Origin of the sequence: Photobacterium phosphoreum (genome assembly GCF_002954725.1) — a bacterium.
In the GTDB taxonomy this organism is placed as follows: Bacteria; Pseudomonadota; Gammaproteobacteria; order Enterobacterales; family Vibrionaceae; genus Photobacterium; species Photobacterium phosphoreum.
The window spans coordinates 952,648-974,581 of record NZ_MSCQ01000001.1; the positions used below are offsets into that span (position 1 = coordinate 952,648).

The window sequence follows — 21,934 nt, forward strand, 5'->3', positions numbered from 1 at the left end:
AGCAGTGCTAGTCACTATGTTCATTAACTGGAATAGCATTCTCAATTCTTAGTAATTTTAGCAATGAAAGCGGTTGCCCATGGGCATTTTTTATTTGCATACTGTGTTGCTTTTCTGTGAGTCGTTTATAGAGATAAACTAAAGCCCCAATCCCTGATGAATCTAAAAAGGCGACATTTTCCATGTCTACGTCAATATGTGAATGTGGTTTACTAATTACATCATCAATGGTTGATTGGATATTTTGACAACCAGCAGCATCCATATCACCATTGATAGATAACACGATCGTATCGTTATTTATCTCTAATTGACGTAATTCCATATTTGACACCTAATAAAGTAATATTGAGATTGTTAACAAAATTGCAGTAATTGTGCCAACAATATTATTCATTATATTCAAGTGGTTAATTTTTTTTTGGGGGGCGAGTAAACGAAATACCGTCATTTCTTTATTTGCAATGCAGTATGGTAGTTATCTTATTTAGACGTTATAACAATGCGGGCTATTGTCAGCGAAGCAACAAGCATAACGGTATGGTTGTTAATCAAGAGCATAAAAAACAGAGATAAGAAGGGACGTTAGTGAGATGTTGAAAATAATAATAAATGTCAAACGAAAAATAATAAGATACTGTTAGATAATGTTATTTTTTATTTTTAATCGCAAAAGTTAGTATTATTCTAATTTTGACAATAAAAATCATACTTTTGCTTTTTACTCGAATGCTAAAGGATTATTATAGACCTATTCAACTATCATGTTTTTTAGTTAATCATTAAAACCCAAGGCTATAATATCGTATGAGCTCTAAGCATATTCCGGTTTTTTCTTATTCATTGTTGCATCCTCGTTACTGGGGAACATTAATGTTACTAGCACTAATGTATCTCCTTAGCTTATTGCCTTATCGTGTGCAGTTCTTCTTAGGAAAACATATTGGCCGTTTAGCGATTAAATTAATGAAAAATCGCCGCCATACAATTTATCGTAATCTAGAGCTATGCTTTCCATTAATGAGTGTCAGTGAGCGGGAAAGTTTAGTTAAGAAAAATATTGATAACTCAGGATTAGCACTATTTGAAACGGGTATGGCATGGTTTTGGTCTGATGCGCGCGTTAGTCGCCATGTCACGATCAAAGGTATGGAGCATATGGAACAACTAGAACGCGAAGGTAAAGGCGCGTTGATGGTTGCTGTGCATTCAATGAATCTTGAGTTGGGCGCGCGCGCTTTTGGTATTAAAAAAACCGGAATGGGTGTTTACCGACCTAATAATAATCCGTGTTTTGATTATTTCCAATATCAAGGCCGGTCACGATCTAACCGAACTTTAATCGATCGTAAAGACGTTAAAGGTATGTTACGAGCATTAAAAACAGGGGAGCGTGTATGGTATGCCCCTGATCATGATTATGGCTTACGTCGTTCAACATTTGCACCTTTGTTTGCAGTTGAGCAAGCATGTACAACGACTGGAACTAGCTTATTAGTTGATGCGTCACATTGTGCGGTAGTGCCCTTTACCATGGTACGTGATGATGACAAAGTAGGTCATTATACGTTAACGATATGCCAGCCAGTAGAAGGCTTTCCTCATAAAGATCCAGAAGCGGCAGCTGTGTTTATTAATAAGATTGTTGAGCAATCAATTATGGCAGCACCAAGTCAATATATGTGGCTTCACCGTCGTTTTAAAAATCGTCCAGAAGGACAGCCAAGTCTTTATTAATTAAAGCGATATTACTAATATAATGAAGCTCATCTTTTTAGATGGGCTTTTTTATTGGGTGGCGTTTTAGTCTCATTATTAAGATTAAAAATCATACGTTAAGCTAACTGTACTATAAATTTCGGAATGACTTTTATCCGAAGCCACTTCGGTATTATAGATATATTGAGAGTCGAGCAATAATGAAATATCACCAATAAGTTTATTTTTAATATAACCATCAATAGAGTAATTGGTATTTGAAACACCATAATCAATACCGCTATTTGCACCGACGGTTAATGTAGAAGTAATATGTTTTTCTGCATTTAAGAACGCATTGGCAATGATATTTCGTTCAATTTGACTTGGATGATCAAGATCATTTAGTTGACGTTTACTGTAACGAAAACCTGGGCCCCCGCCAATCGTTAACTTGGTCGTTTTGGTATCGTAAATTTTATAACCTAAACCTGTCGCAATAATATATTCATGGCGATAAGTTTCAAACTGGTCATGGTTATATTCATTACGTAAGTAAATAAATTTATGCGAATTAATCATATAGTGATTATTCAATGTAACACTGTATTTATTAACGCCATCTTCTTCTTTTGATGAATCGGTATAATAAGAACTAAATTTAAGTTTATTACTCCAGTCATCAGTACTGTGCTTTAACGTAGCGGCAGAATTCATCGACATCGAAGTATTTGTCGTTTTAGAGTAAATAAAACCTAATTTTGCCGTGCCGTTAAAATCAGAACAATGCTCTTCAATTGGTTGATTATTAATGTTTGTGGCGTAGGCAGCATGGCAAAATAAAGTTGTAATAGGTATTAACAGTAATGCTTTCATTGTTTAGCCGTCGAATGTAATTTGAGCCACAATGTAAGAAATATAGCCATATAAAATGTCATGGCTTTGTATGGTTGCTGTAAAGTGCTTGTGATGATGCTTAATGATGTGGATGACAGCAAAATGAAGTATTTATAACGTTTTGGTTTAAATAAAGAAAAAGGCTAATAAATTATTAGCCTTGTCATGGTGCTGATTACGTTGTTACTGCGTAAGTGAATAAAAAATAGCAGAAATAGACATTAAACCAATAACAGTAACGAAAACATTACTAATTGAACCTGCATATTTTTTCATCGCTGGCACTTTCTTAATTGCATACATTGGCATGATAAACAATAACATCGCAATAATGGGTCCACCCAAGTTCTCAATCATACCTAAAATACTTGGGTTCAGTGTAGCAACGGCCCAAGTAGTAAGAAGCATAAATAAAGCAGTGAAACGATTAAGAGCCTTATCTGAAATAGTTTTATTCTTATCTCGTGCGACTTTGTGAATAATACCATTTAAACCTTCACTTGCGCCTAAGTAGTGACCAAGGAACGATTTTGTTATGGCAATAATAGCCACAATCGGTGCGGCATAAGCAATAACAGGTGTATCAAAATGATTTGCAAGGTAAGTCAGAATAGAGGCATTTTGCGCTTTAGCTTCTATTAGGTTAGCAGGCGTTAAACTTAATACGCAACTACAAACAAAAAACATTACCGTAATGACCATCATAATATGGGCACGTAATAAAATACGAGAACCTTGACGCTCTGCGTTAGCACCATATTCTTTTTCTTTAGCCACCGCAAAGGAAGAGATAACCGGTGAATGGTTAAAAGAAAAGACCATTACAGGTAAGATCAACCATACCGCCAACATTACAGTATTAATGTTACCACCTTGAGGAATGATATCGGTGAAAATAGCATTGTTCCAATGAGGGACAAGATATAACGCAAGCATCAGTAAGACAGCAACAAAAGGGAAAACTAAAATGCTCATCGCTTTTACGATCAGTTGCTCACCTAAACGAACAATGGCCATTAAAATCAGAATTAAGATCAAAGCCAAAATAGCACGAGCTGGTGGCTCAATACCTAATTGGTATTTCATGAAGCTTTCAACAGTATTGGTTAAAGCCACACTATAAACGAGTAAAATAGGGTAGATGGCAAAGAAATAGAGCAGAGTAATAATCTTCCCCATATTTTTACCAAAGTGTTCTTCAACAACATCCGTAATATCAGCACCAGGATTGGCACTTGATAGTACAAAGCGCATCATCGCTCGGTGAGCAAAGAATGTCATTGGTAACGCCAAAATCATCATCACGATGAGGGGAATTAAGCCACCAACGCCAGCATTAATCGGTAAAAACAAAGTGCCAGCACCAACTGCTGTACCATATAAACCTAGCATCCATACAGTATCACTTTTACTCCAGCCGAGATTTTGGGTTTTTTCGGCAGTTGTTGCAGTTGTTTTTTGTTGTGCGGTGCCCATGATGGACATCTCCTTTATTTTCTTTTCAGTTAATGTGTATTGAATAAATTGAGTCGCACAACAAGCGATATACAACAATTGTATTATCGTAAAAATGAACGTTCCGTGATCGTATAAGCATATCCGTATTAGCTATCGTTGCTGTTGCTCTTTATCCTAAATTTGTTAATAACAGAGAATGAAAAATAATTAACCATTATTGAAGTGCGTGAATTATAGGGTATAAGCATGCTTCGCAACAATTTTTGCAAATAAAAAAATTCCGTTTGCTTAAAAAGTATGCTTGGTTGTAAGTAAGGTGTTGGTGATGTTGTATTGTGGTTTATAGAATGGTTGTGTATGTAGAGGTGTTGTTTTGTTAGTGTGTGATTTTATATTTGTATGACGTATTTTGATATAACAGTAAAGTATAAACTTAATGACTACAGTTTAAATGTTGTTGGATTTTTTAAATAAACTCAAAAATAGTTGAGCGTTTAAGGCAAAAAAAAGGAAGCGTAGATACGCTTCCCTTATGATATTAACCGTAATTAATCACGGAAATTATCAAATTGGAATGGCTGACCAAGATCTTGAGCACGAACCAGTGCCATAGTTGCTTGCAAATCATCACGCTTTTTAGCTGTTACACGTAACTTTTCACCTTGAATAGCCACTTGAACTTTTAATTTCGCATCTTTAATTGCTTTAACGAGTTTTTTAGCATTAGTGGTTTCAACACCTTGCTTAAATTCAATATTCTGTGACGCTGTTTTGCCTGAGAAATTGATTGATTTACGCTCAAGCGCATTGGCATCAACACCACGTTTAGCAAGGTTACCACGTAAAATCGCCACAATCTGATCAAGTTGAAATTCTGATTCTGAAGTGATTTTTACGATTTCTTTGTTTAACTCTACGTTGGCTTCAACACCACGAAAATCAAAGCGAGTGCTAATTTCTCGGATTGAATTCTCTACCGCATTTTTGATTTCTACGGTATCTACTTCGGAAATAATATCAAAACATGGCATGTTATTGGCCTCTAATCTGAAGATGGGAAATATATCCCGTTATAAATTAACGCGTACATTATACCGTTAATTTATAACGAGAGGAAAGGAGCAACAATATCTTGGTGCGCCTTTATTGTATTAAGATGTTAAGCGGAATTATGCGTTAGCGTCTTTAATCGCACCAGCCAGCATATCAAGCATCACCAACGTATCATTCCAATCGATACATGGATCTGTGATTGATTTACCGTAGACCAGTTCGTTTTCTTTACCGCTGATCACCGCTTGATTACCTTCTTCAATAAAGCTTTCAGCCATAATGCCAGCAATAGAGCGGCTGCCATTACGAATTTGGTTACAAATATCAGCCGTTACATCAAGCTGGCGTTTGTGTTGTTTTTGACAATTACCGTGGCTGAAATCAACAATTAACTTTGGCGTTAACTCAAATTCAGTTAAAGCGGCGCACGCTGTCGCAATATCTTGTGGGTGGTAATTGGGCATTTTGCCGCCACGAAGAATAATATGACCATATGGATTACCAGAGGTGCGATAAATCGTCATTTGACCATTTTTATCTGGCGAACAGAATAAATGTGATGCACGAGTCGCTCGAATAGCGTCAATGGCAATTTTAATATTGCCATCAGTACCATTTTTAAAGCCAACAGGGCATGACAATGCTGATGCCATTTCACGGTGGATCTGAGATTCAGTGGTGCGGGCACCAATGGCTCCCCATGTGATAAGGTCAGCAATATATTGACCGGTGATCATATCTAAAAATTCAGTCGCGGTAGGTAGCCCCAACGCATTAATATCAATTAATAGTTTACGTGCTTTATGCAAACCAGCAGCAAGATCAAGGCTGCCATCAAGATGTGGATCGGAGACTAGACCTTTCCAACCCACAACGGTACGCGGCTTTTCAAAATAAGTACGCATAACGATAAAGAGTTGGTCTTTATATATTTCTTGTACAGCAGCAAGGCGTTTCGCATAGTCAAGCGCAGCATCAGTGTCATGAATTGAACATGGACCTACAATCACCAAAAGACGTGAATCTTTACCTGATAGGATAGCTTCAACTTGCTTACGTGCGTTATCAACATGCGCAGCAATAGCATCTGTCATTGGTGAGGCTGTTTCTACTTCTGCTGGGGTCGGCATTCGGCCGAGACTCATTGTGCGAAGTTCATCTGTTTTCATTGGCATAATAGTTTGCCTACCTTGGTATCTCTGTAATAACCCCGTTAAGATAGCCCAAATCATCGTTGGAATAAACCAAACTTGTGATAACAAATAGGTTTTTAATGAGTGACAGCGGCTATTAATCGCTGAAATGGTGATTTAGCATGCAAATATTACTATTCATAAACCTAGTGGCATATGTCAATAACGTTGACTAATTGTTAGCAAATAACGTTTTGTTCTTGCTTGAAAATTAAACACGCAGTAAGGTCAAGAGAGAGTTATTTAATGGATTGATAGTAATAGACATCAGTCTTTTTAACATGGATGTATAGGTGGTGTATGACAACACAAACAGAATTAAAGCTTGCAACAACAACCGTATTACGTAATGCACAACAACTAACGACACTGAGTAATGAAGGTATCGGGCTTGTATCATTAGATGATCTTATTGCAACCGCGATTGGTATCCATCCATTAGTTTTTACTCAGCAAAGTGCTTTATCGCAACAAACCCAACAAGCACTACAACAAAAAATAGACGATCAATATGGTCAGCAGACAGTAGCGTTAGCTGAATATTACGTTGCGATGCTAACTGAGTTATTAGTGTCGGCCGCGAGACAACAAGGTGATGCATCATTAAAAGTGCAATTGGCCGGAGCTTATTCAGAATGTCGACGTCAATTATTAGGTGCTGAATTAGAAACTTTAGAAAGTAATCCGCAATTAGGTTTACGCGGTGTCAGCTTTTGTGCGGATGCTAATTATAGACCGAGTTTTGCTTTACAATGTGAAGCCATTAAGCGCGCTCGCGCAACGGTTGGTGGCGGTAATATTGAACTGGTAGTGCCATTTGTGCGCACATTCAGTGAAGCAGCAACGATGATTGACCTTCTTGCTGAACAAGGTTTGTGCCGAGGTGCTAATGGCTTAAAAGTCCACATGTTGTGTTCTGTGCCAGCGAATGCTTTATTAGCAGATACCTTTATTCATTATTTTGATGGTTTTGTCGTAGATGTTGAGCAACTTGCACAATTGGCATTAGGGCAAGATTTTGTTAATCCACATTTTAATTATCGTGTTGATACTCAAAATGATGCAGTTATTAAAAATGTGGTTAGCAGTAATAGGTAACACATCAAAAGATTGCGATATTTATTACAGTGCGATTGAACAATCACCGCGTTTGCAACGATGGTTGGTTGATCATGAAGTCACCACTGTTATTTGCTAGCAGTTAGCAGTTAGCAGTTAGCAGTTAGCAGTTAGCAGTTAGTGCTAATAATAACCACTGGTTAAGAATATTAATCAGCACGATTAATTGTCATCGTGCTGATTTTCTTTTTCTATTCTTGGCTTTTTCTTATTGAGCTATTATTAGCGGGTCGCTAGTCAGCATTTGGTAACGGTATTATTGATTAATGATCCGTAATTGAAGAATCAGTGCATCGAGTCGACTAATAAATTGACGAGTTAGCCAGAAATAGCCGTAAATACCCAGAGCATTTGCAGTATCTGTCGGTGATATTTCTTCTACCATTGTCGGAAGGAGATTCATATCAGGTAATGCATCAATATCCGCTAAACTAGTATGATTAACTGATGCTAGCTCTAATTGCGTTAAAATTGTAATAATATGTTGTTGATACAGCTTTAAGTCGGTTTGAGCCAGTAATTGACGGCGACTAATATCTGAACTCCAATGGGTTTCAATTAATTGTTCGGTAATACTAATTAATGTGCGTTGTACCGTTATAATAGTTCGATAATGTCCCGCTAACTTGTGTTTTTCTTTTTGGACGTTAGGTAATAGGATGATCATTTTCATATGTCGTTCTAACACTTCACGTTTCATCGAATTAAGTTGTTTAATACTCAGCATATGAGCAGAAGCATGGGCTTGATAAAGCTGACGTAATGCGCGTAAGTTTTGATTAAACAGTGTATTCCAGCCTGTAATTGCACGAATAGGCATTAACATTGAAAAGGCAATCGCAATCAAACTACCAATTAAAATATTGGCTACTCGCCATAGCGCCACATTAACTTCTAATGCCGTATCACCTTGATAAGAAACAATAATTAATGTCATGACGGCTAAAAAGAAGAAATAAATATTCTTACCGTAAGATTTTAGTGACAGTAAGAATACCCATGCCAACATCCACACCGGTATTAGATAATCAAGATGGTGGGGGAATAAGACCGTTAACAGCCCTAATAAAGCCCCTAATAATGTGCCGCCAATACGCTGAAAACCTTTGTAAACAATGGCGCCAGCATAAGGTTGCATCATAACCACGACCACGGTAACCGGTCCCCACATTGAATGTGGAACGTGGACGACAGAATAAAAGGCAAGCGTAAAAGCTATGGCTAATGTTACCCGTAAAGCATGAGAGAATTGCGCATGCGATATTAATAATGCTTTAAGACGTAAATACATGGCGCAGCCTATAGCGATTCAATAAAAGAATATGATTATGAGTTATCGGGTATTTTTTCATTATTGTTATTATTCCGCAATAGAATAATAGCGGTATTATCGATGAATAACTTGGCGCGGGATCACTTCAATATTTGGCTCATAAGTCCCTTTAATGGCATTTAACGCCAGTGTTAACGCATGATCAGCAATAAGCTCAAATTGTTGTGACAGTGATTGTATTTTATTAGGTAAAAAATCCAGTAGGCGATTATCACCAAAGGTAGCTAAATAGGTATCACTCATCAGTTGAGGATTCTTAAGCAGACAATCAAGTACACCTTCAAATAAGGTATAAGATGTCGCTAAAATAGCATCAGGAAAACAATCATCATCAATCCATTGTTGAACAATTTGTTGGCCATTTTGTTGACTAAAATGCTCACCATAGCCAATCAGCGATGTTATTGGTTTTTGATGACGTTCAATCGCGGCAATAAACCCTTGTTGGCGTTCTTTTGATACGCCAAGATCAACAACCGCACCCACTAAACCAATACTGTTAATTGGTTTATTTAATAACGATTGGGTGAGTTGATAAGCACCTTCTAAATCTTCACTGATCACCGAGACAAAAAATTCATCATCTAAGGCGCGGTCAATGGCAATAACAGGGATGCCCTTAGCTTGAATTTTCCGATAAAAAGGGTGATCAGCCGCTAACGCACTGGCAACAATTAACGCATCAGTACGGCGACTTAATAGCATATCAGCCACTTTCATTTCAGTTTCAGGATCATCATCAGAGCAAGAGATGATCATTTGATAACCTGCTTTGCGTGCATTACGTTCTAATAACTTCGCAATTTTGGCATAACTGGTGTTTTCTAAATCAGGAATAATAAGCCCTAAAGAATGACTGTTACCGATACGCAATGATGTCGCTGCATGATCGGGGCGATAGTCATGTTCTTCAACAACCGCCATTACCTTTAGTTGGGTTTTCTCACTAATACGATATTGTTTTGCTTTACCGTTAATGACGTAACTTGCCGTCGTGCGAGAAACACCCGCGAGTTTTGCAATTTCATCCAATGTCATGGCGCTTATCCATTGTTAAGAAGCTAATTTTGTGCACTTGATCATATATTGATAGAGCGTATGCTTTACACGTTTGCAATTCTAGCTGAAACGATTCAGTATGCAAGCTGAAAGGTTTCAGCAATAGGTTAAAGCAACATTTGAAGTGGATAAAAAGTGTAGCGCGAGGATCGCGTCTTTTTTATTTCCCTTTTAGCTGAAACGATTCAGCTATTGATAAGAGAGTATTGTTTATTGTTATTAAACGGATTGCGCTTATCAATAGCTTTAATGAACAGCATTATAAATAGCAATAATCTCACAGAGTATTGAATCGGAGAATTACATGTTATCACTGTCTAAAAATGATATTACGATGCAGCAAATAGCATCGAACAAACAAGACGCAATTAAAGCGTTGGCGGCTGATCTTGAAGCAACAGGATTGGTACAGACAGGGTATGTCAATGGGATGCTTGCTCGTGAACAACAAAATTCCACTTATCTGGGTAATGGCATTGCGATCCCACATGGCACCACTGAAACCCGCGATTTAGTTAATCATACGGGGGTGAAAATTCACCATTTCCCACAGGGTGTGCCATGGGGGAATGATCAAACGGCTTATATTGCCATCGGTATTGCGGCTAAATCAGATGAACACTTAGGTATTTTAAAACAGTTAACCAAAGTGTTATCAGCTGATGGAATGGAAGAGAAGTTGCGCCGCTGTGAATCTGAGCAAGCGATCATTGCATTACTTAATGGCGATGAGCAGCAAGAAGCGGAATGTAATCCAGAGCTTATTTTACAGCAATTTCCAGCGCAAGATTTATTGCAGTTAACTGCGGTAGCGGCAGGATTAATTAAATACCAAGGTTTTGCAGAAACAGCCACCGTAACGGATGCGATTAATCAAGGTGCGACCTATTTAGGTCAAGGCTTGTGGTTGGTGAAAAGCAATAAACAAGTAAAACGTACTGCGATTGCTGTGGTAACACCTCAAGTTCCGTTTGAAGAATTAGGACATCCTGTTGCTGGCATGATCATGGTGGCAGCCAATAATATGGCGCATAAAGCCAATCTTGAGCACCTCACTAATTTGATCTCTCAAGGCAAAATTGGTCAATGGTTAGCATCATCAGCACAAGAGATGGTAACGGCACTGACACAAGCGAGTTTAGAAGGTAGCCAAGCTACATTTGCGATTCGAAATCCACATGGTTTACATGCTCGTCCAGGCGCAATGTTGGTTAATACCACTAAAAAATTCGATGCCAATATTCAAGTGGTTAATATCACCAGCGACAGTAAACCTGTTAACGCAAAAAGCTTAATGAAAGTGATTGGTCTCGGGGTGAAATGTGGTCATGAACTGCAATTTACCGCCCAAGGCAGTGATGCTGAAGCGGCATTAACCGCAATCGGTCAGGCTATTGCTGATGGATTAGGCGAGAAACTATAAGGGCGTCGTTATGACTATTCCAACAACTTATTTAGAGACAACCACTATGCACCAAGCAGTAAAACCTAAAGTCGTCACCGTTACCTTGAACCCTGCATTGGATTTAACGGGAAGTTTAGCGACGATTGCATTAGGCAGTGTCAATGTGGTCGATAAGGGTAGTCTGCATCCTGCGGGTAAAGGGGTTAACGTTGCCAAAGTATTAGCCGAGCTTGGTGCTGATGTAACGGTGACAGGTTTATTAGGTGCTGATAACCAAGAACCTTTTTGCCAATTGTTTGAGAAAATGGGCGCGACAGATAAATTTGTTCGTGTAGCTGGCGCAAACCGTATTAACGTCAAATTGGTCGAAAAAAACGGCCAAGTAAGTGATATTAATTTTCCTAGCGTAGCGGTAACGGCTGCCAATATCTTAGCATTCGAAAAAACATTATTTGAATTAGCGGTTACACATGATGTGTTTGTGATTGCGGGTAGTTTACCACAAGGTATTACTCCTGAAATGTGCGCTAACTGGTTAGAAAAGCTGCATAAATTAGGCAAGAAAGTGTTGTTTGATAGCAGTAAAACAGCATTGGACGCGGGCTTAGATGCACACCCATGGCTTGTAAAACCCAACGATGAAGAATTGGCTGAGTGGGCAGGAAAAGCATTAGAGACTCAACAACAGTGCATGGAAGTCGCGGAACAAATCGCAACCAAAGGCATTGCTAATGTCGTGGTATCACTGGGTGCGAAAGGGGTGATGTGGTTCAACCATGAAGGGTGGCTACATGCTCAACCACCAAAAATGGATGTTGTCAGCACTGTTGGCGCAGGCGATACCTTAGTCGCAGGGTTATGCTGGGGCGAGCTTAATCAACATTCAAAAGCGCAGTCATTACAATTTGCTACCGCGCTTTCAGCGTATGCCGTTACTCAAGTGGGTGTTGGCGTTAAAGATATCAGTAAAGTAAATAGCATTGCCCAAGACGTTATTTTAACTCAATAACTTAATTACATAATAGCTTAGCGACATAATAATAAGAACGTGAAGCGTTATTGACCAAGGTATAAATATGAAAATAGCATTAGTAACAGCCTGTCCTAGCGGCATTGCAACCACGATTATAGCAGCGGGCTTATTAGAAAAAGCCGCCGTAGAATTACAATGGCAAGCCAATATTGAATGCCAAACTGCGTTTAACTCAACTAAAACGCTGACTCAACAACAAATTGATGATGCTGAAGTGATCATCATTGCGGCAGGAATCGCTGTTGATGATACCCGTTTTGTGGGTAAAAAAGTTTATCAAGCTGATATCACCGCTTGTTTTGAAAATACCAAAGCATGGCTAACAGACGCAGTCACACAAGCACAAGTATTAACGGCAGCCAGCACTCAACCTGTCGCTGATGAAACCGAAAATGCGGTTAAGAAAATTGTAGCGATTACTGCTTGCCCTACAGGGGTTGCTCACACCTTTATGGCAGCAGAAGCGTTGACAGAAGAAGGTCAGCGTCAAGGTTATGAGATTAAAGTTGAAACCCGTGGCTCCGTTGGCGCTAAAAACCAATTAACAGATGCTGAAATTGCTGCCGCAGATTTAGTGATTATTGCCGCTGATATTGAAGTTGATTTAGCCCGTTTTAATGGTAAAAAACTGTATAAAACCAGTACAGGATTGGCACTAAAGAAAACCAAACCAGAAATTGAAAAAGCATTTGCAACCGCCTCGGTATATCACCATGCAGGCAATACCAATGCACAAGCGGCTAATAACAAAACAGAAAAAGCAGGACCGTATAAACACCTAATGACAGGTGTATCTTACATGTTGCCATTAGTGGTTGCTGGTGGTTTATCCATTGCTTTGTCTTTTGTGTTTGGTATCGAAGCCTTTAAACAAGAAGGCACGTTAGCCGCAGCCTTAATGACCATCGGTGGTGGTTCAGCATTTGCGTTAATGGTGCCAGTATTGGCGGGTTTCATTGCGTTCTCAATTGCCGATCGCCCAGGTTTAGCACCGGGTTTAATTGGCGGTATGTTAGCAAGTACCACAGGTGCAGGTTTCTTAGGCGGTATCGTTGCAGGTTTCTTAGCCGGTTACAGTGCTAAGTTCTTGGTTGAAAAAATTAAACTGCCACAGTCAATGGAAGCATTAAAGCCGATTTTGATTGTGCCGTTACTAGCCAGCTTAATTACAGGCTTGGTGATGATCTACATTGTTGGTGGTCCAGTATCAGCAGCAATGGCAGGTTTAACCACATTCTTAAATAACATGGGTTCAGCGAACGCGGTATTACTGGGTATTATCCTTGGTTGTATGATGTGTTTCGACTTAGGTGGCCCGGTAAACAAAGCCGCTTATACCTTTGGTGTTGGCTTGTTAGCGTCACAAACCTACGCACCAATGGCTGCGGTAATGGCGGCAGGTATGGTGCCAGCAATGGGTATGGGTTTAGCGACATTCCTTGCGAAGCGTAAGTTCTCGACTAGCGAAAATGAAGCAGGTAAAGCCTCGTTTGTACTAGGTATGTGCTTTATTACTGAAGGCGCGATCCCATTTGCAGCCCGCGATCCAATGCGTGTTATTCCAAGCTGTATGATTGGCGGTGCGTTAACCGGTGGATTATCAATGTTGTTTGGCGCAAAACTTATGGCTCCACATGGTGGCTTGTTTGTTCTGCTAATTCCAAACGCAATATCACCAGCGTTACTTTACTTAGTCGCCATTGCTGCGGGTACGGTAGTCACTGGTGTGTTGTACGCATTCTTAAAGCGCCCAGAAGAAGGCTCTGTTGCTGCTGAAGCGGCACAAGCTAACGCTTAATTAACGCGAATACATTATTTATTCAAAGCCGACTTCATTGTCGGCTTTTTTTGGGAGGGGATAAAGGGGATAGGAAACAGGTTATTAGGGACGAGGGTTTAGGAACAGCGCATGTCGTTATATTAAAGCCACAACATCCGTCATTCTCTATAATGAGATTACGAACGCGATAGGGGAGCTATTTATAGCGTTTTGTAGTGTTATTATTTTTTGATATTTTTAAACGCTCACTGAAAATTCCAAGAATAAATATAAAACCCACCCGTCATTCCCTACAGTGAGGTTACGAACGAGATAGGGAATCTATTTGCAGCGCGTTGTAGTGTTATTATTTTTTGATGTTTTTAAGCGCTCACTGAAAATTTTGATAATGAATACAAAACTCATCCCGTCATTCCCTACAGTGAGGTTACGAACGCGATAGGGGATCTATTTGTAGCGTGTTGTAGTGTTATTATATTTTGATGTTTTTAAACGCTCACTGAAAATTCTGAGAGTGAATACAAAACCCACCCCGTCATTCCCTACAGTGAGGTTACGAACGCGATAGGGAATCTATTTACAGCATGTTGTAGTGTTATTATTTTTGCTAGATGTGTTTCTTTATTTAAATAAGAGAAAGAGACGCCATATCGTACATTTTATACTATTAATACGTACAGAAATTAGTATTAGGAATAAAACTAAAAGGCAGATGCCCGATTTTGTGACTTCTATCGGGCAACCAATGTAATAATGTTTTTGATTTATAATGTTTTTTGTATAATAGCGATTAAAATACGGGCGCAGGTTAAAAGAACAAATTCGGGCAAGTTGTTAATATAATAAGTTGTTAAACGGCTTGCGAAAACTAATGAGTAGCTTATTTTAAATCGAAACGTTCTTTAATATGGTAATTACGCATTTGAGCTTTGACTATTACTTTATAACCATATTTTTTGTACGTTGCTCTTTCTTTAGGTGTAAATGGGTAATTTTTTGAAAAGAATTGATTCGTATTAATGGATATGTCTTTTTCAATTTTAATTACGAATATATACTCTTTACGCATTGTAAATCTACGCCAAAAACTAAGAGTTGTTGCTGGATAAATAATGTAACCGGCAATAGCTGGTTTTTCGGTTAAAGCTATAGCAAATAGGTGCTGATTATCTATTCTTTGACCAACGACAAGAGTATTGAAAGCTGGATTCGTTCGTTTGAAAAATCCTAAAAAAGGTTTAATCATGCTGATGCTTACTGCTATTGGCTCCATTATTGATCCTAAGTGAATATATTTAATGTTTTGATTATAATTAGGTTATTCATAAATTGATAGTTGCCGTTTAACAGACAAGGATATGTGTCGCGTAGCCGACACCTATTCAAGTGTTGGACAAGCCCGAGCGGCTTTATATAAGTAAATATTGGGAATGTCATGAAAGGTGATACTGAAAAGAAGTCGAGCGTTATCCTTGGTGTGAACCAATTAATTTAATTCATTGATTTGTAATTAGATCCTCTTTAATTATTATGTGTTAATGCCATTATCCTTATTATTTTACGTTTTTATCTGGGTCGAAAAATCCCCGCCAATTGCATTACATGCTGAAAAACATAGGACACCCATAACTTTCGTAATCCATTACGATCAATTCTGACGGTGCTCCATGAATGGGTTTTAATCAGTTGAGTAAAGTATCGCTTGAGATCATTAGTGGTTAACGTATCAGACGATTTATCTAAATGGTGAGTAATGCGACGAAGTGCACGACTATAACCATCAATAGTAGCTGGACGTTTACCTTGCAAGGTTAGGTGGGTAACATGTTGTTCATAAAGATAATCTGAACGTTGTTGTTGTTCGTTATTCATCATAAATACTCCATTAAAAGGAGTATTAAAGGTAGCTTAATAGCTGTCTGCTTTACTCTGCCGCGCAGCGGCTTCGTTCAACAAGGCAATCAAACGGAAAATTTATAGTTGGCTGTTTTTCGTTCCTCAAACATTTTAGCCAACTATAATTTTCCGCTTATTGCGGCGTTAGTTTTCAAATGAGGGGGCACCAATGCCAAAAGTTGTATATCTGTTTGGGGCTGGAATTAATCGCGGTATATCAGATCATGATGGTGTTGTACCACCGCTAGCTACAGATTTATTTGTACAAGCACTGAAAATGAGCAGATTAGGTGATGATCATTATTTAGAAAAAATCACACCAGTTTTTAAGTATATTCAAAAGTACTGGAAATTAAATCGAGAAGATTTAGAGAATAATCATTTTGACCTTGAGGCTTGTTATACCCTTTTAGAGCTTCAATTAAATGAAGCTAAAGCTTCAGGTAATCATGATGATATCGTGACACTTCAAGATACGGTTTTAAAATTGACCATCTTGTTTGCAGAAACTCTTCAAGAGTTTGAGCATTCGATTCATAATTCTAATGCGTTTAGAATATTGGGGGAGATCATTTATTCAGAGAATGCTGACGTATTAACTTTTAACTATGATACTCTCATTGAAAGCGCTATCGAATCGGCTTCAAGAGTTTCAGGTAGTGCACCCCCAACATATAGAGGTAGACCACATGAGTCAGGTGAAATCTCAGCAGAAGAAATTCGTTATAGTCATTTTAACTGGAATCGGCCATTAAGTTACGGCGTAAAATTTGACGAGGTTATGCTTCATCGTGCAGGTATTTCTACTTATGTCGATGGTGAGCGTTTTTATGACTCACACTCTGAAGGCCTTTATAAAGCTAAAGTATTAAAACTTCATGGTTCAATAAATTGGTTTATATACAGCGGAGTTAAAAAGTTTCAATACGGAAACAATGAAAGCGCTTCAAACAAAGGTAAAACATTACTTTCTAGAGGTAACTGGTGGTTTAACGAGCCAGCAGAGAAAGACGGGGAGATTATTGAACCAATGATCATTACCCCTACTTTATATAAAAACTATACAGAAAATGAGCTTATATCAAGTGTATGGAAACAAGCTAAAAGTTCACTAATAAAGTGTAATCGACTTATTGTTGGCGGGTATTCTTTTCCTCCTACCGATTTTGCTGTGAGGAGGTTATTTCTTGAAGCTTTTGAAAGTCACTCTCCAGATGAAATTATAGTTATCAATCCTGACACAAGTGTAGTTAAAACCATTAAAGATTTGAGCCACTTTAAAAAACCAATTCTAGTCTGTAAAGATCTCGATGAATTCATTAAACTTTATCAAACGTAGAAAACTAACAGATAAGGATATGTGTCGCGCAGCCGACACCTATCCGAAGTGTTGGGCAAGCCCGAGCAACCTTATATAAGCAAATATTGCGAATGTCATGAAGGGCGATGTCGAAAAATACCTGTCATTCCCTACAGTGAATGCCCGCGAGGGCGATAGGGAATCTACCATTAGCGTGTCGTAGAATTACTATTTCATTGGTGTCTTTTAGGCTCGATCTCGCTATTAATAGATCACGGATAGCTCATGCTTCGCTTCCGAGATGACGGATAATAGGCAGTGAATTCTTTGCTGTTATACGTAAATTAATTATCACCGTTCCCAACCCCGTTGAAGTACATGCTTAAAGAAAAACTGTAATTCATTACGATCAATTCTGACGGTGCTCCATGAATGGGTTTTAATCAATTGAGCAAAGTATCGCTTGAGATCATCAGTGGTTAACGTATCAGGTGATTTATCTAAATGGTGAGTAATGCGACGAAGTGCACGACTATAACCATCAATAGTGGCTGGACGTTTACCTTGTAAGGTTAGGTGGGTAACATGTTGTTCATAAAGATAATCTGAACGTTGTTGTTCGTTATTCATCATAAATACCCCATTAAAAGGAGTATTAAAGGTAACTTAATCGCTGTTTACTATACTCGGCGTTGTCAGTTTGCCTTTAGTTTCAGTGATTAAGGCAGTAAATTCAGCCAGGTCAGCATAGTAGCAAACGTGTTATGCAGGCACTAAACCTCCATGGTCAAATCCTGTGCATCGCTTTTTTGTATACGTCGCTGCGTTCTCTTTTGCCAACAGCTAAAACGGTGACAATTATTACGTCATCCTCAACTTTGTATACTAATCGGTAACCAGACTGTCGTAGCTTAATTTTGTATAAATTATCAGCCCCTGATAGCTTTGACGCAGGAACGTGAGGATTATCTAAACGTTCTAATAGTTTTTTCTTAAATTGTTCACGAAGCGTTGTACCAAGTTTATTCCATTCTTTATATGCGCTCTTTTTGAAATCTAACTTATAAGTCATGGATGTCTACCGAAATAGTTTCTTCATTCTCTCGTTCTGCGGCAAGAGATAATAGTTCGAGGTCTTCAATTCGATCCATCAATAGTTCATAAGCTTCTGCTGGTACACAATAAAATGCAGGCTCATTTCTGTTTAGTACAGCAACAGCCTCGCCATAAGCACTTGAAGCAACTTTCATTGGGTTAGCTTTAAACTCGGTAATGCTTGCTGCAACATCAGCTAAAATTCTAGTAGTCATAATGGTCTCTAATTAGGTTGATTATTCGGTCATTATAGCGTGTCATTGCGGTTTAACAAAGCAATCAACACGATTTATTACATTCGGCGTTGTCGGTTTGTCTTTGGTTTAGGTGTTTAAGGCAGTAAAATTCAGCTAAGTCGTCGTAGTAATAAACGTGTTATTGCGGCGTTAACCGTCTTTTCGAAACATCATCGAAAGTTGCCTTTTGAGTAATAATGGTATATTTTTAACTCTATGGTTAATTTTGAATTTGATGAAGTTAAGAGTAACTCGAATCTTGAAAAACATGGTGTGGATTTTAATGTAGCTCAATTGCTTTGGAATGACCCAGATTTAATTGAGATCCCAGTAAATACTCACGATGAACCAAGATATATCGTAATAGCCATGCTTAATGGTAAGCATTGGACTGGTGTTATTACATATCGAGGTCAAAATATCCGAATAATTTCGGTTCGACGCTCAAGAAAAGGTGAGGTAAAGGTTTATGAAAGCTAATGAATTTGATGCAAAATTTGACGATGGCGACGATATTCTAGGCGATCTAGATTTATCTAAAGCTAAGCGTCCAATGCAAAGTCAAAAACGAGTAAATGTTGATTTTCCAACATGGATGATTGAATCATTAGATCGTGAAGCTAATCGTGTAGGTGTAACTCGCCAATCGATTATTAAAGTTTGGTTAGCTGAAAAGTTAGAAAGTGTAGCGGCGAATCACGCAGCAAGCCACTGATATCAAAACGGTTAACAAATAAGGATATGTGTCGCGCAGCCGATACCTATCCGAAGTGTTGGACAAGCCCGAGCGGCTTTATATAAGTAAATATTGCGAATGTCATGAAGGGTGGTGCTGAAAAGAAGTCGAGCGTTATCCTTGGCGTGAACCAATCAATTTAATTCATTGATTTATAATTAGATCCTCTTTAATTATTACGCGTTAATGCCATTATATTTATTATTTACGTTTATCTGAGTCGAAAAATACCTATCATTCCCTACAGTGAATACCCGCGAGGGCGATAGGGAATCTACCATTAGCGTGTCGTAGAATTACTATTTCATTGGTGTCTTTTAGGCTCTATCACGCGATTAATAGATCACGGATAGCTCATGCTTCGCTTCCGAGATGACGAATAATAATCAGTGCTATTCTCTGCTGTTATGCGTAAATTAATTATCACCGTTCCCAACCCCGTTGAAGTACATGCTTAAAGAAAAACTGTAATTCATTACGATCAATTCTGACGGTGCTCCATGAATGGGTTTTAATCAGTTGAGCAAAAAAGTGAAATTGGTGCGTTACTTTAAGTTGGTCTGTAACGTAATTGGCGTTATATGTAAAAAATAAAAGTAGCAGCCAATCTGAAAGGTCTAAAATTAGTACTTAATTTAATGCTTTTTGGTGGAATCATGAGACAAGTTTTAGCTGATTGTTCAGCAAGTATTTCAGAATTAAAAAAGAATCCAACGGCTCTTTTGAATGAAGCTGATGGCGCTGCTATAGCCATCTTAAATCACAATAAACCAGTTGCTTACCTAGTGCCTGCTGAGACTTATGAATTTCTAATGGATATGTTAGATGATTACGAGCTTTCTAAGCTTGTTGAAAGCCGCAGACTTGATTTATCAGACGCTGTGGAAGTCAATATCGATGACTTATAAATTAAAATTACGTGGTTATGATTCTGTTTATAAAATTAAATTGCGTACAGCAGGCTATCGTTTAGCTTATGAAGTCATCGACGATGAAATTGTTGTTTATGTATTAGCTATTGGTAAAAGGGACAAAGATGCTGTTTATAAGAAGTTAGGTTCACGCTTTAGGTAGTAAGATAATAAATAAGAATATATGCCGCGCAGTCGATGTCTATTTAAAGATTAGACAAGCCAGAGTAATCTTATATAACTATAAATACTACGAATGTTATGAGCCCGTCATTCCCTACAGTGAATGCCCGCGAGGGCGATAGGGAATCTACCATTAGCGTGTCGTAGAATTACTATTTCATTGGTGTCTTTTAGGCTCGATCACGCGATTAATAGATCACGGATAGCTCATGCTTCGCTTCCGAGATGACGAATAATAATCAGTGCTATTCTCTGCTGTTATGCGTAAATTAATTATCACCGTTCCCAACCCCGTTGAAGTACATGCTTAAAGAAAAACTGTAATCCATTACGATCAATTCTGACTGTGCTCCATGAATGGGTTTTAATCAATTGAGCAAAGTATCGCTTGAGATCATCAGTGGTTAACGTATCAGGCGATTTATCTAAATGGTGAGTAATGCGACGAAGTGCACGACTATAACCATCAATAGTGGCTGGACGTTTACCTTGCAAGGTTAGGTGGGTAACATGTTGTTCATAAAGATAATCTGAACGTTGTTGTTGTTCGTGTTTATTTTTAATACTCTATTAAAAGGAGTATTAAAGGTAGCTTAATCGTTGTCGGCTTTACTCTGCCGCGCAGCGGCTTCGTTCAACAAATGCATCAACACGATGCTTATAACATTCGGCATTTTTGGTTTGAAGTATAATTGGTTTTGAAAGTTGGTCGTCAGCACGTGTTATGGTGGCGTTAACTGCTTCTTGGTTTAAATTAATTCACCGATACTAGCTCTAATGTCTGCAATTGTAATAAACAGTTTGTTATCAGCGTCTTTAAATGCGGTAAAACCGTATTTTTCATAGAAATCCTCAGCGCCATCTTTTGCATCAACAATGACGACAGGGAAGGCGACCGTTTCACTTGCCATTAATAGTTTTCTAAGCGCATCAATCAAAAGCCATTCACCGAAACCTTGACCTTTGTATCTATGGTCAACGGCTAAGCGAGCAATTAAACCACCAGAAGTTACACTGTGATGCTTCTTCTGTAATTTAGGAGGTAAATCCTGAATATCAATCGGTGTCATTGTTAATGTGTAATAACCAATAATGTGCTCAGGACATTGCTTATCTTCAAGAACAAAAGTACGAGTATTGTCTTTCTTAGCTTGTTGGCTTGCCATAACTTTTAAGTAATTATTGAGTGCGGTAATACCACAATCAAAACGATTTCGGTCATGCTTGGCTTTTTCTAATTGGACAGTATTCATTATTGAGTTTTATCCATGTAACGTGAAGCGGCTTTTTGTAATTTACTATTTGGTTTAGCTGGTTGGTCTAACGCAGTCATTAAAGTCATAGCATCTTGCTGGCTTAGTTGTAGGGTTCGTTCACGTTCCATAATAGTTTTTGCTTTTTCTACAGCTGCACTAAGCACAAATGAGTTAATGCTAGACATACCGGCAATAGCCGCAGCTTGAGATAGTAGTTCTTGTGTATCAATATCTACACGTGCTGTAATACGAGGTAATGCAGTAGTCATAATAATCCCCATTCAGTGTCAAAG

The 21,934-nt window shown here is 38.4% G+C and carries 24 protein-coding genes and 2 pseudogenes; 10 read left to right on the plus strand and 16 right to left on the minus strand.

Features of this window, described 5'->3' with window-relative positions; all coding sequences use genetic code 11:
• Nucleotides 1–7 precede the first annotated feature (7 nt).
• Entirely contained in the window at nucleotides 8–325 is a 318-nt protein-coding gene (locus BTO21_RS04170) for an STAS domain-containing protein (protein WP_045029359.1), read from the minus strand.
• 482 nt (nucleotides 326–807) lie between these two features.
• On the opposite strand from BTO21_RS04170, the gene BTO21_RS04175 reads away from it, so the two are divergent.
• The gene (locus tag BTO21_RS04175; RefSeq protein ID WP_045029355.1) at nucleotides 808–1,737 is read left to right on the plus strand and encodes an LpxL/LpxP family Kdo(2)-lipid IV(A) lauroyl/palmitoleoyl acyltransferase; all 930 of its coding nucleotides are present in this window, start codon (nucleotides 808–810) and stop codon (nucleotides 1,735–1,737) included.
• Between the two features lie 84 nt (nucleotides 1,738–1,821).
• Here the strand turns inward: BTO21_RS04175 and BTO21_RS04180 are convergent, their stop codons facing one another.
• The 4 genes from BTO21_RS04180 to BTO21_RS04195 all read right to left on the minus strand — a co-directional run bounded on the left by BTO21_RS04180 (nucleotide 1,822) and on the right by BTO21_RS04195 (nucleotide 6,281).
• Nucleotides 1,822–2,574, minus strand: a complete 753-nt coding sequence (locus BTO21_RS04180; protein ID WP_045029353.1) for a DUF481 domain-containing protein — start codon at nucleotides 2,572–2,574, stop codon at nucleotides 1,822–1,824.
• A 204-nt stretch (nucleotides 2,575–2,778) separates the two neighbouring features.
• Complete coding sequence (locus tag BTO21_RS04185; RefSeq protein WP_045029351.1) at nucleotides 2,779–4,071, minus strand: serine/threonine transporter; 1,293 nt, start codon at nucleotides 4,069–4,071, stop codon at nucleotides 2,779–2,781.
• A 530-nt stretch (nucleotides 4,072–4,601) separates the two neighbouring features.
• Entirely contained in the window at nucleotides 4,602–5,084 is a 483-nt protein-coding gene (locus BTO21_RS04190) for a YajQ family cyclic di-GMP-binding protein (protein ID WP_045029349.1), read from the minus strand.
• Between the two features lie 138 nt (nucleotides 5,085–5,222).
• The gene (locus BTO21_RS04195; RefSeq protein ID WP_045029347.1) at nucleotides 5,223–6,281 is read right to left on the minus strand and encodes a 3-deoxy-7-phosphoheptulonate synthase; all 1,059 of its coding nucleotides are present in this window, start codon (nucleotides 6,279–6,281) and stop codon (nucleotides 5,223–5,225) included.
• A 318-nt stretch (nucleotides 6,282–6,599) separates the two neighbouring features.
• On the opposite strand from BTO21_RS04195, the gene BTO21_RS04200 reads away from it, so the two are divergent.
• Complete coding sequence (locus tag BTO21_RS04200) at nucleotides 6,600–7,397, plus strand: putative PEP-binding protein (RefSeq protein WP_244906764.1); 798 nt, start codon at nucleotides 6,600–6,602, stop codon at nucleotides 7,395–7,397.
• A gap of 277 nt (nucleotides 7,398–7,674) precedes the next feature.
• On the opposite strand, the gene BTO21_RS04205 is transcribed toward BTO21_RS04200, so the two are convergent.
• Both BTO21_RS04205 and cra read right to left on the minus strand, forming a co-directional pair.
• The gene (locus BTO21_RS04205; RefSeq protein ID WP_045029344.1) at nucleotides 7,675–8,709 is read right to left on the minus strand and encodes an FUSC family protein; all 1,035 of its coding nucleotides are present in this window, start codon (nucleotides 8,707–8,709) and stop codon (nucleotides 7,675–7,677) included.
• A gap of 96 nt (nucleotides 8,710–8,805) precedes the next feature.
• Entirely contained in the window at nucleotides 8,806–9,789 is a 984-nt protein-coding gene (gene cra / locus BTO21_RS04210; RefSeq protein ID WP_045029343.1) for a catabolite repressor/activator, read from the minus strand.
• Between the two features lie 325 nt (nucleotides 9,790–10,114).
• Here cra and fruB point away from each other — a divergent pair, with 325 nt between their 5' ends.
• The 3 genes from fruB (at nucleotide 10,115) to fruA (ending at nucleotide 14,046) form a co-directional block, all read left to right on the plus strand.
• Nucleotides 10,115–11,233: a fused PTS fructose transporter subunit IIA/HPr protein gene (gene fruB / locus BTO21_RS04215; protein ID WP_045029339.1), complete on the plus strand. Its 1,119-nt coding sequence runs from the start codon at nucleotides 10,115–10,117 to the stop codon at nucleotides 11,231–11,233.
• Nucleotides 11,234–11,279: 46 nt separating this feature from the next.
• Nucleotides 11,280–12,224, plus strand: a complete 945-nt coding sequence (gene pfkB, locus BTO21_RS04220) for a 1-phosphofructokinase (protein ID WP_045029414.1) — start codon at nucleotides 11,280–11,282, stop codon at nucleotides 12,222–12,224.
• Between the two features lie 67 nt (nucleotides 12,225–12,291).
• On the plus strand, nucleotides 12,292–14,046 hold the full coding sequence (gene fruA, locus BTO21_RS04225; protein WP_045029338.1) for a PTS fructose transporter subunit IIBC: 1,755 nt from the start codon (nucleotides 12,292–12,294) through the stop codon (nucleotides 14,044–14,046).
• 862 nt (nucleotides 14,047–14,908) lie between these two features.
• On the opposite strand, the gene BTO21_RS04230 is transcribed toward fruA, so the two are convergent.
• Both BTO21_RS04230 and BTO21_RS04235 read right to left on the minus strand, forming a co-directional pair.
• On the minus strand, nucleotides 14,909–15,301 hold the full coding sequence (locus BTO21_RS04230) for a hypothetical protein (RefSeq protein ID WP_105026698.1): 393 nt from the start codon (nucleotides 15,299–15,301) through the stop codon (nucleotides 14,909–14,911).
• Between the two features lie 293 nt (nucleotides 15,302–15,594).
• Complete coding sequence (locus BTO21_RS04235) at nucleotides 15,595–15,903, minus strand: phage integrase N-terminal SAM-like domain-containing protein (protein ID WP_413505391.1); 309 nt, start codon at nucleotides 15,901–15,903, stop codon at nucleotides 15,595–15,597.
• 190 nt (nucleotides 15,904–16,093) lie between these two features.
• On the opposite strand from BTO21_RS04235, the gene BTO21_RS04240 reads away from it, so the two are divergent.
• On the plus strand, nucleotides 16,094–17,263 hold the full coding sequence (locus BTO21_RS04240) for an SIR2 family protein (RefSeq protein ID WP_105026699.1): 1,170 nt from the start codon (nucleotides 16,094–16,096) through the stop codon (nucleotides 17,261–17,263).
• 318 nt (nucleotides 17,264–17,581) lie between these two features.
• Here the strand turns inward: BTO21_RS04240 and BTO21_RS04245 are convergent.
• From BTO21_RS04245 to BTO21_RS04255, 3 genes and pseudogenes are all read right to left on the minus strand, one after another.
• Nucleotides 17,582–17,857: pseudogene (locus tag BTO21_RS04245) on the minus strand (site-specific integrase); the annotation flags it as partial.
• 154 nt (nucleotides 17,858–18,011) lie between these two features.
• The gene (locus BTO21_RS04250) at nucleotides 18,012–18,296 is read right to left on the minus strand and encodes a type II toxin-antitoxin system RelE family toxin (protein ID WP_045032875.1); all 285 of its coding nucleotides are present in this window, start codon (nucleotides 18,294–18,296) and stop codon (nucleotides 18,012–18,014) included.
• Nucleotides 18,286–18,534 (minus strand): type II toxin-antitoxin system Phd/YefM family antitoxin, encoded by a 249-nt coding sequence (locus BTO21_RS04255; protein WP_012535627.1) that lies wholly within the window; start codon nucleotides 18,532–18,534, stop codon nucleotides 18,286–18,288. Before BTO21_RS04255 ends, BTO21_RS04250 begins: the two co-directional genes overlap by 11 nt.
• Nucleotides 18,535–18,771: 237 nt before the next feature.
• Between BTO21_RS04255 and BTO21_RS04260 the strand changes: the two genes are divergently transcribed.
• Nucleotides 18,772–19,035 (plus strand): BrnT family toxin, encoded by a 264-nt coding sequence (locus BTO21_RS04260; RefSeq protein WP_045032871.1) that lies wholly within the window; start codon nucleotides 18,772–18,774, stop codon nucleotides 19,033–19,035.
• Nucleotides 19,025–19,270, plus strand: a complete 246-nt coding sequence (brnA, locus tag BTO21_RS04265; protein ID WP_045032869.1) for a type II toxin-antitoxin system BrnA family antitoxin — start codon at nucleotides 19,025–19,027, stop codon at nucleotides 19,268–19,270. The genes BTO21_RS04260 and brnA overlap by 11 nt, the downstream gene beginning before the upstream one ends.
• Nucleotides 19,271–19,714: 444 nt before the next feature.
• Here brnA and BTO21_RS20320 read toward each other — a convergent pair whose 3' ends face one another.
• Nucleotides 19,715–19,915, minus strand: coding sequence for a phage integrase N-terminal SAM-like domain-containing protein (locus BTO21_RS20320; protein WP_105026817.1), 201 nt, complete (start codon nucleotides 19,913–19,915; stop codon nucleotides 19,715–19,717).
• Between the two features lie 32 nt (nucleotides 19,916–19,947).
• On the opposite strand from BTO21_RS20320, the gene BTO21_RS04275 reads away from it, so the two are divergent.
• Together BTO21_RS04275 and BTO21_RS04280 are read left to right on the plus strand one after the other, a co-directional pair.
• Nucleotides 19,948–20,199, plus strand: coding sequence for a type II toxin-antitoxin system Phd/YefM family antitoxin (locus BTO21_RS04275; protein ID WP_065193610.1), 252 nt, complete (start codon nucleotides 19,948–19,950; stop codon nucleotides 20,197–20,199).
• A complete protein-coding gene (locus BTO21_RS04280; protein ID WP_420874929.1) occupies nucleotides 20,117–20,365 on the plus strand; it encodes a type II toxin-antitoxin system RelE family toxin in 249 nt (82 codons plus the stop codon). Before BTO21_RS04275 ends, BTO21_RS04280 begins: the two co-directional genes overlap by 83 nt.
• Before the next feature lie 302 nt (nucleotides 20,366–20,667).
• Here BTO21_RS04280 and BTO21_RS04285 read toward each other — a convergent pair.
• The 3 genes and pseudogenes from BTO21_RS04285 to BTO21_RS04295 all read right to left on the minus strand — a co-directional run.
• Nucleotides 20,668–20,949 (minus strand): annotated as a pseudogene (locus BTO21_RS04285) (site-specific integrase); the annotation flags it as partial.
• A gap of 185 nt (nucleotides 20,950–21,134) precedes the next feature.
• A complete protein-coding gene (locus BTO21_RS04290; protein WP_181314113.1) occupies nucleotides 21,135–21,641 on the minus strand; it encodes a GNAT family N-acetyltransferase in 507 nt (168 codons plus the stop codon).
• A complete protein-coding gene (locus BTO21_RS04295; RefSeq protein WP_045028709.1) occupies nucleotides 21,638–21,910 on the minus strand; it encodes a type II toxin-antitoxin system TacA family antitoxin in 273 nt (90 codons plus the stop codon). Before BTO21_RS04295 ends, BTO21_RS04290 begins: the two co-directional genes overlap by 4 nt.
• Between the last annotated feature and the right edge of the window lie 24 nt (nucleotides 21,911–21,934).

Coding starts and splice junctions, on each gene's coding strand:
- BTO21_RS04170 (WP_045029359.1), bottom strand. CDS start 325: ATGGAATTACGTCAATTAGAGATAAATAACGATACGATCGTGTTATCT.
- BTO21_RS04175 (WP_045029355.1), top strand. CDS start 808: ATGAGCTCTAAGCATATTCCGGTTTTTTCTTATTCATTGTTGCATCCT.
- BTO21_RS04180 (WP_045029353.1), bottom strand. CDS start 2,574: ATGAAAGCATTACTGTTAATACCTATTACAACTTTATTTTGCCATGCT.
- BTO21_RS04185 (WP_045029351.1), bottom strand. CDS start 4,071: ATGGGCACCGCACAACAAAAAACAACTGCAACAACTGCCGAAAAAACC.
- BTO21_RS04190 (WP_045029349.1), bottom strand. CDS start 5,084: ATGCCATGTTTTGATATTATTTCCGAAGTAGATACCGTAGAAATCAAA.
- BTO21_RS04195 (WP_045029347.1), bottom strand. CDS start 6,281: ATGCCAATGAAAACAGATGAACTTCGCACAATGAGTCTCGGCCGAATG.
- BTO21_RS04200 (WP_244906764.1), top strand. CDS start 6,600: ATGACAACACAAACAGAATTAAAGCTTGCAACAACAACCGTATTACGT.
- BTO21_RS04205 (WP_045029344.1), bottom strand. CDS start 8,709: ATGTATTTACGTCTTAAAGCATTATTAATATCGCATGCGCAATTCTCT.
- cra (WP_045029343.1), bottom strand. CDS start 9,789: ATGACATTGGATGAAATTGCAAAACTCGCGGGTGTTTCTCGCACGACG.
- fruB (WP_045029339.1), top strand. CDS start 10,115: ATGTTATCACTGTCTAAAAATGATATTACGATGCAGCAAATAGCATCG.
- pfkB (WP_045029414.1), top strand. CDS start 11,280: ATGCACCAAGCAGTAAAACCTAAAGTCGTCACCGTTACCTTGAACCCT.
- fruA (WP_045029338.1), top strand. CDS start 12,292: ATGAAAATAGCATTAGTAACAGCCTGTCCTAGCGGCATTGCAACCACG.
- BTO21_RS04230 (WP_105026698.1), bottom strand. CDS start 15,301: ATGGAGCCAATAGCAGTAAGCATCAGCATGATTAAACCTTTTTTAGGA.
- BTO21_RS04235 (WP_413505391.1), bottom strand. CDS start 15,903: ATGATGAATAACGAACAACAACAACGTTCAGATTATCTTTATGAACAA.
- BTO21_RS04240 (WP_105026699.1), top strand. CDS start 16,094: ATGCCAAAAGTTGTATATCTGTTTGGGGCTGGAATTAATCGCGGTATA.
- BTO21_RS04250 (WP_045032875.1), bottom strand. CDS start 18,296: ATGACTTATAAGTTAGATTTCAAAAAGAGCGCATATAAAGAATGGAAT.
- BTO21_RS04255 (WP_012535627.1), bottom strand. CDS start 18,534: ATGACTACTAGAATTTTAGCTGATGTTGCAGCAAGCATTACCGAGTTT.
- BTO21_RS04260 (WP_045032871.1), top strand. CDS start 18,772: ATGGTTAATTTTGAATTTGATGAAGTTAAGAGTAACTCGAATCTTGAA.
- brnA (WP_045032869.1), top strand. CDS start 19,025: ATGAAAGCTAATGAATTTGATGCAAAATTTGACGATGGCGACGATATT.
- BTO21_RS04275 (WP_065193610.1), top strand. CDS start 19,948: ATGAGACAAGTTTTAGCTGATTGTTCAGCAAGTATTTCAGAATTAAAA.
- BTO21_RS04280 (WP_420874929.1), top strand. CDS start 20,117: ATGATTACGAGCTTTCTAAGCTTGTTGAAAGCCGCAGACTTGATTTAT.
- BTO21_RS04295 (WP_045028709.1), bottom strand. CDS start 21,910: ATGACTACTGCATTACCTCGTATTACAGCACGTGTAGATATTGATACA.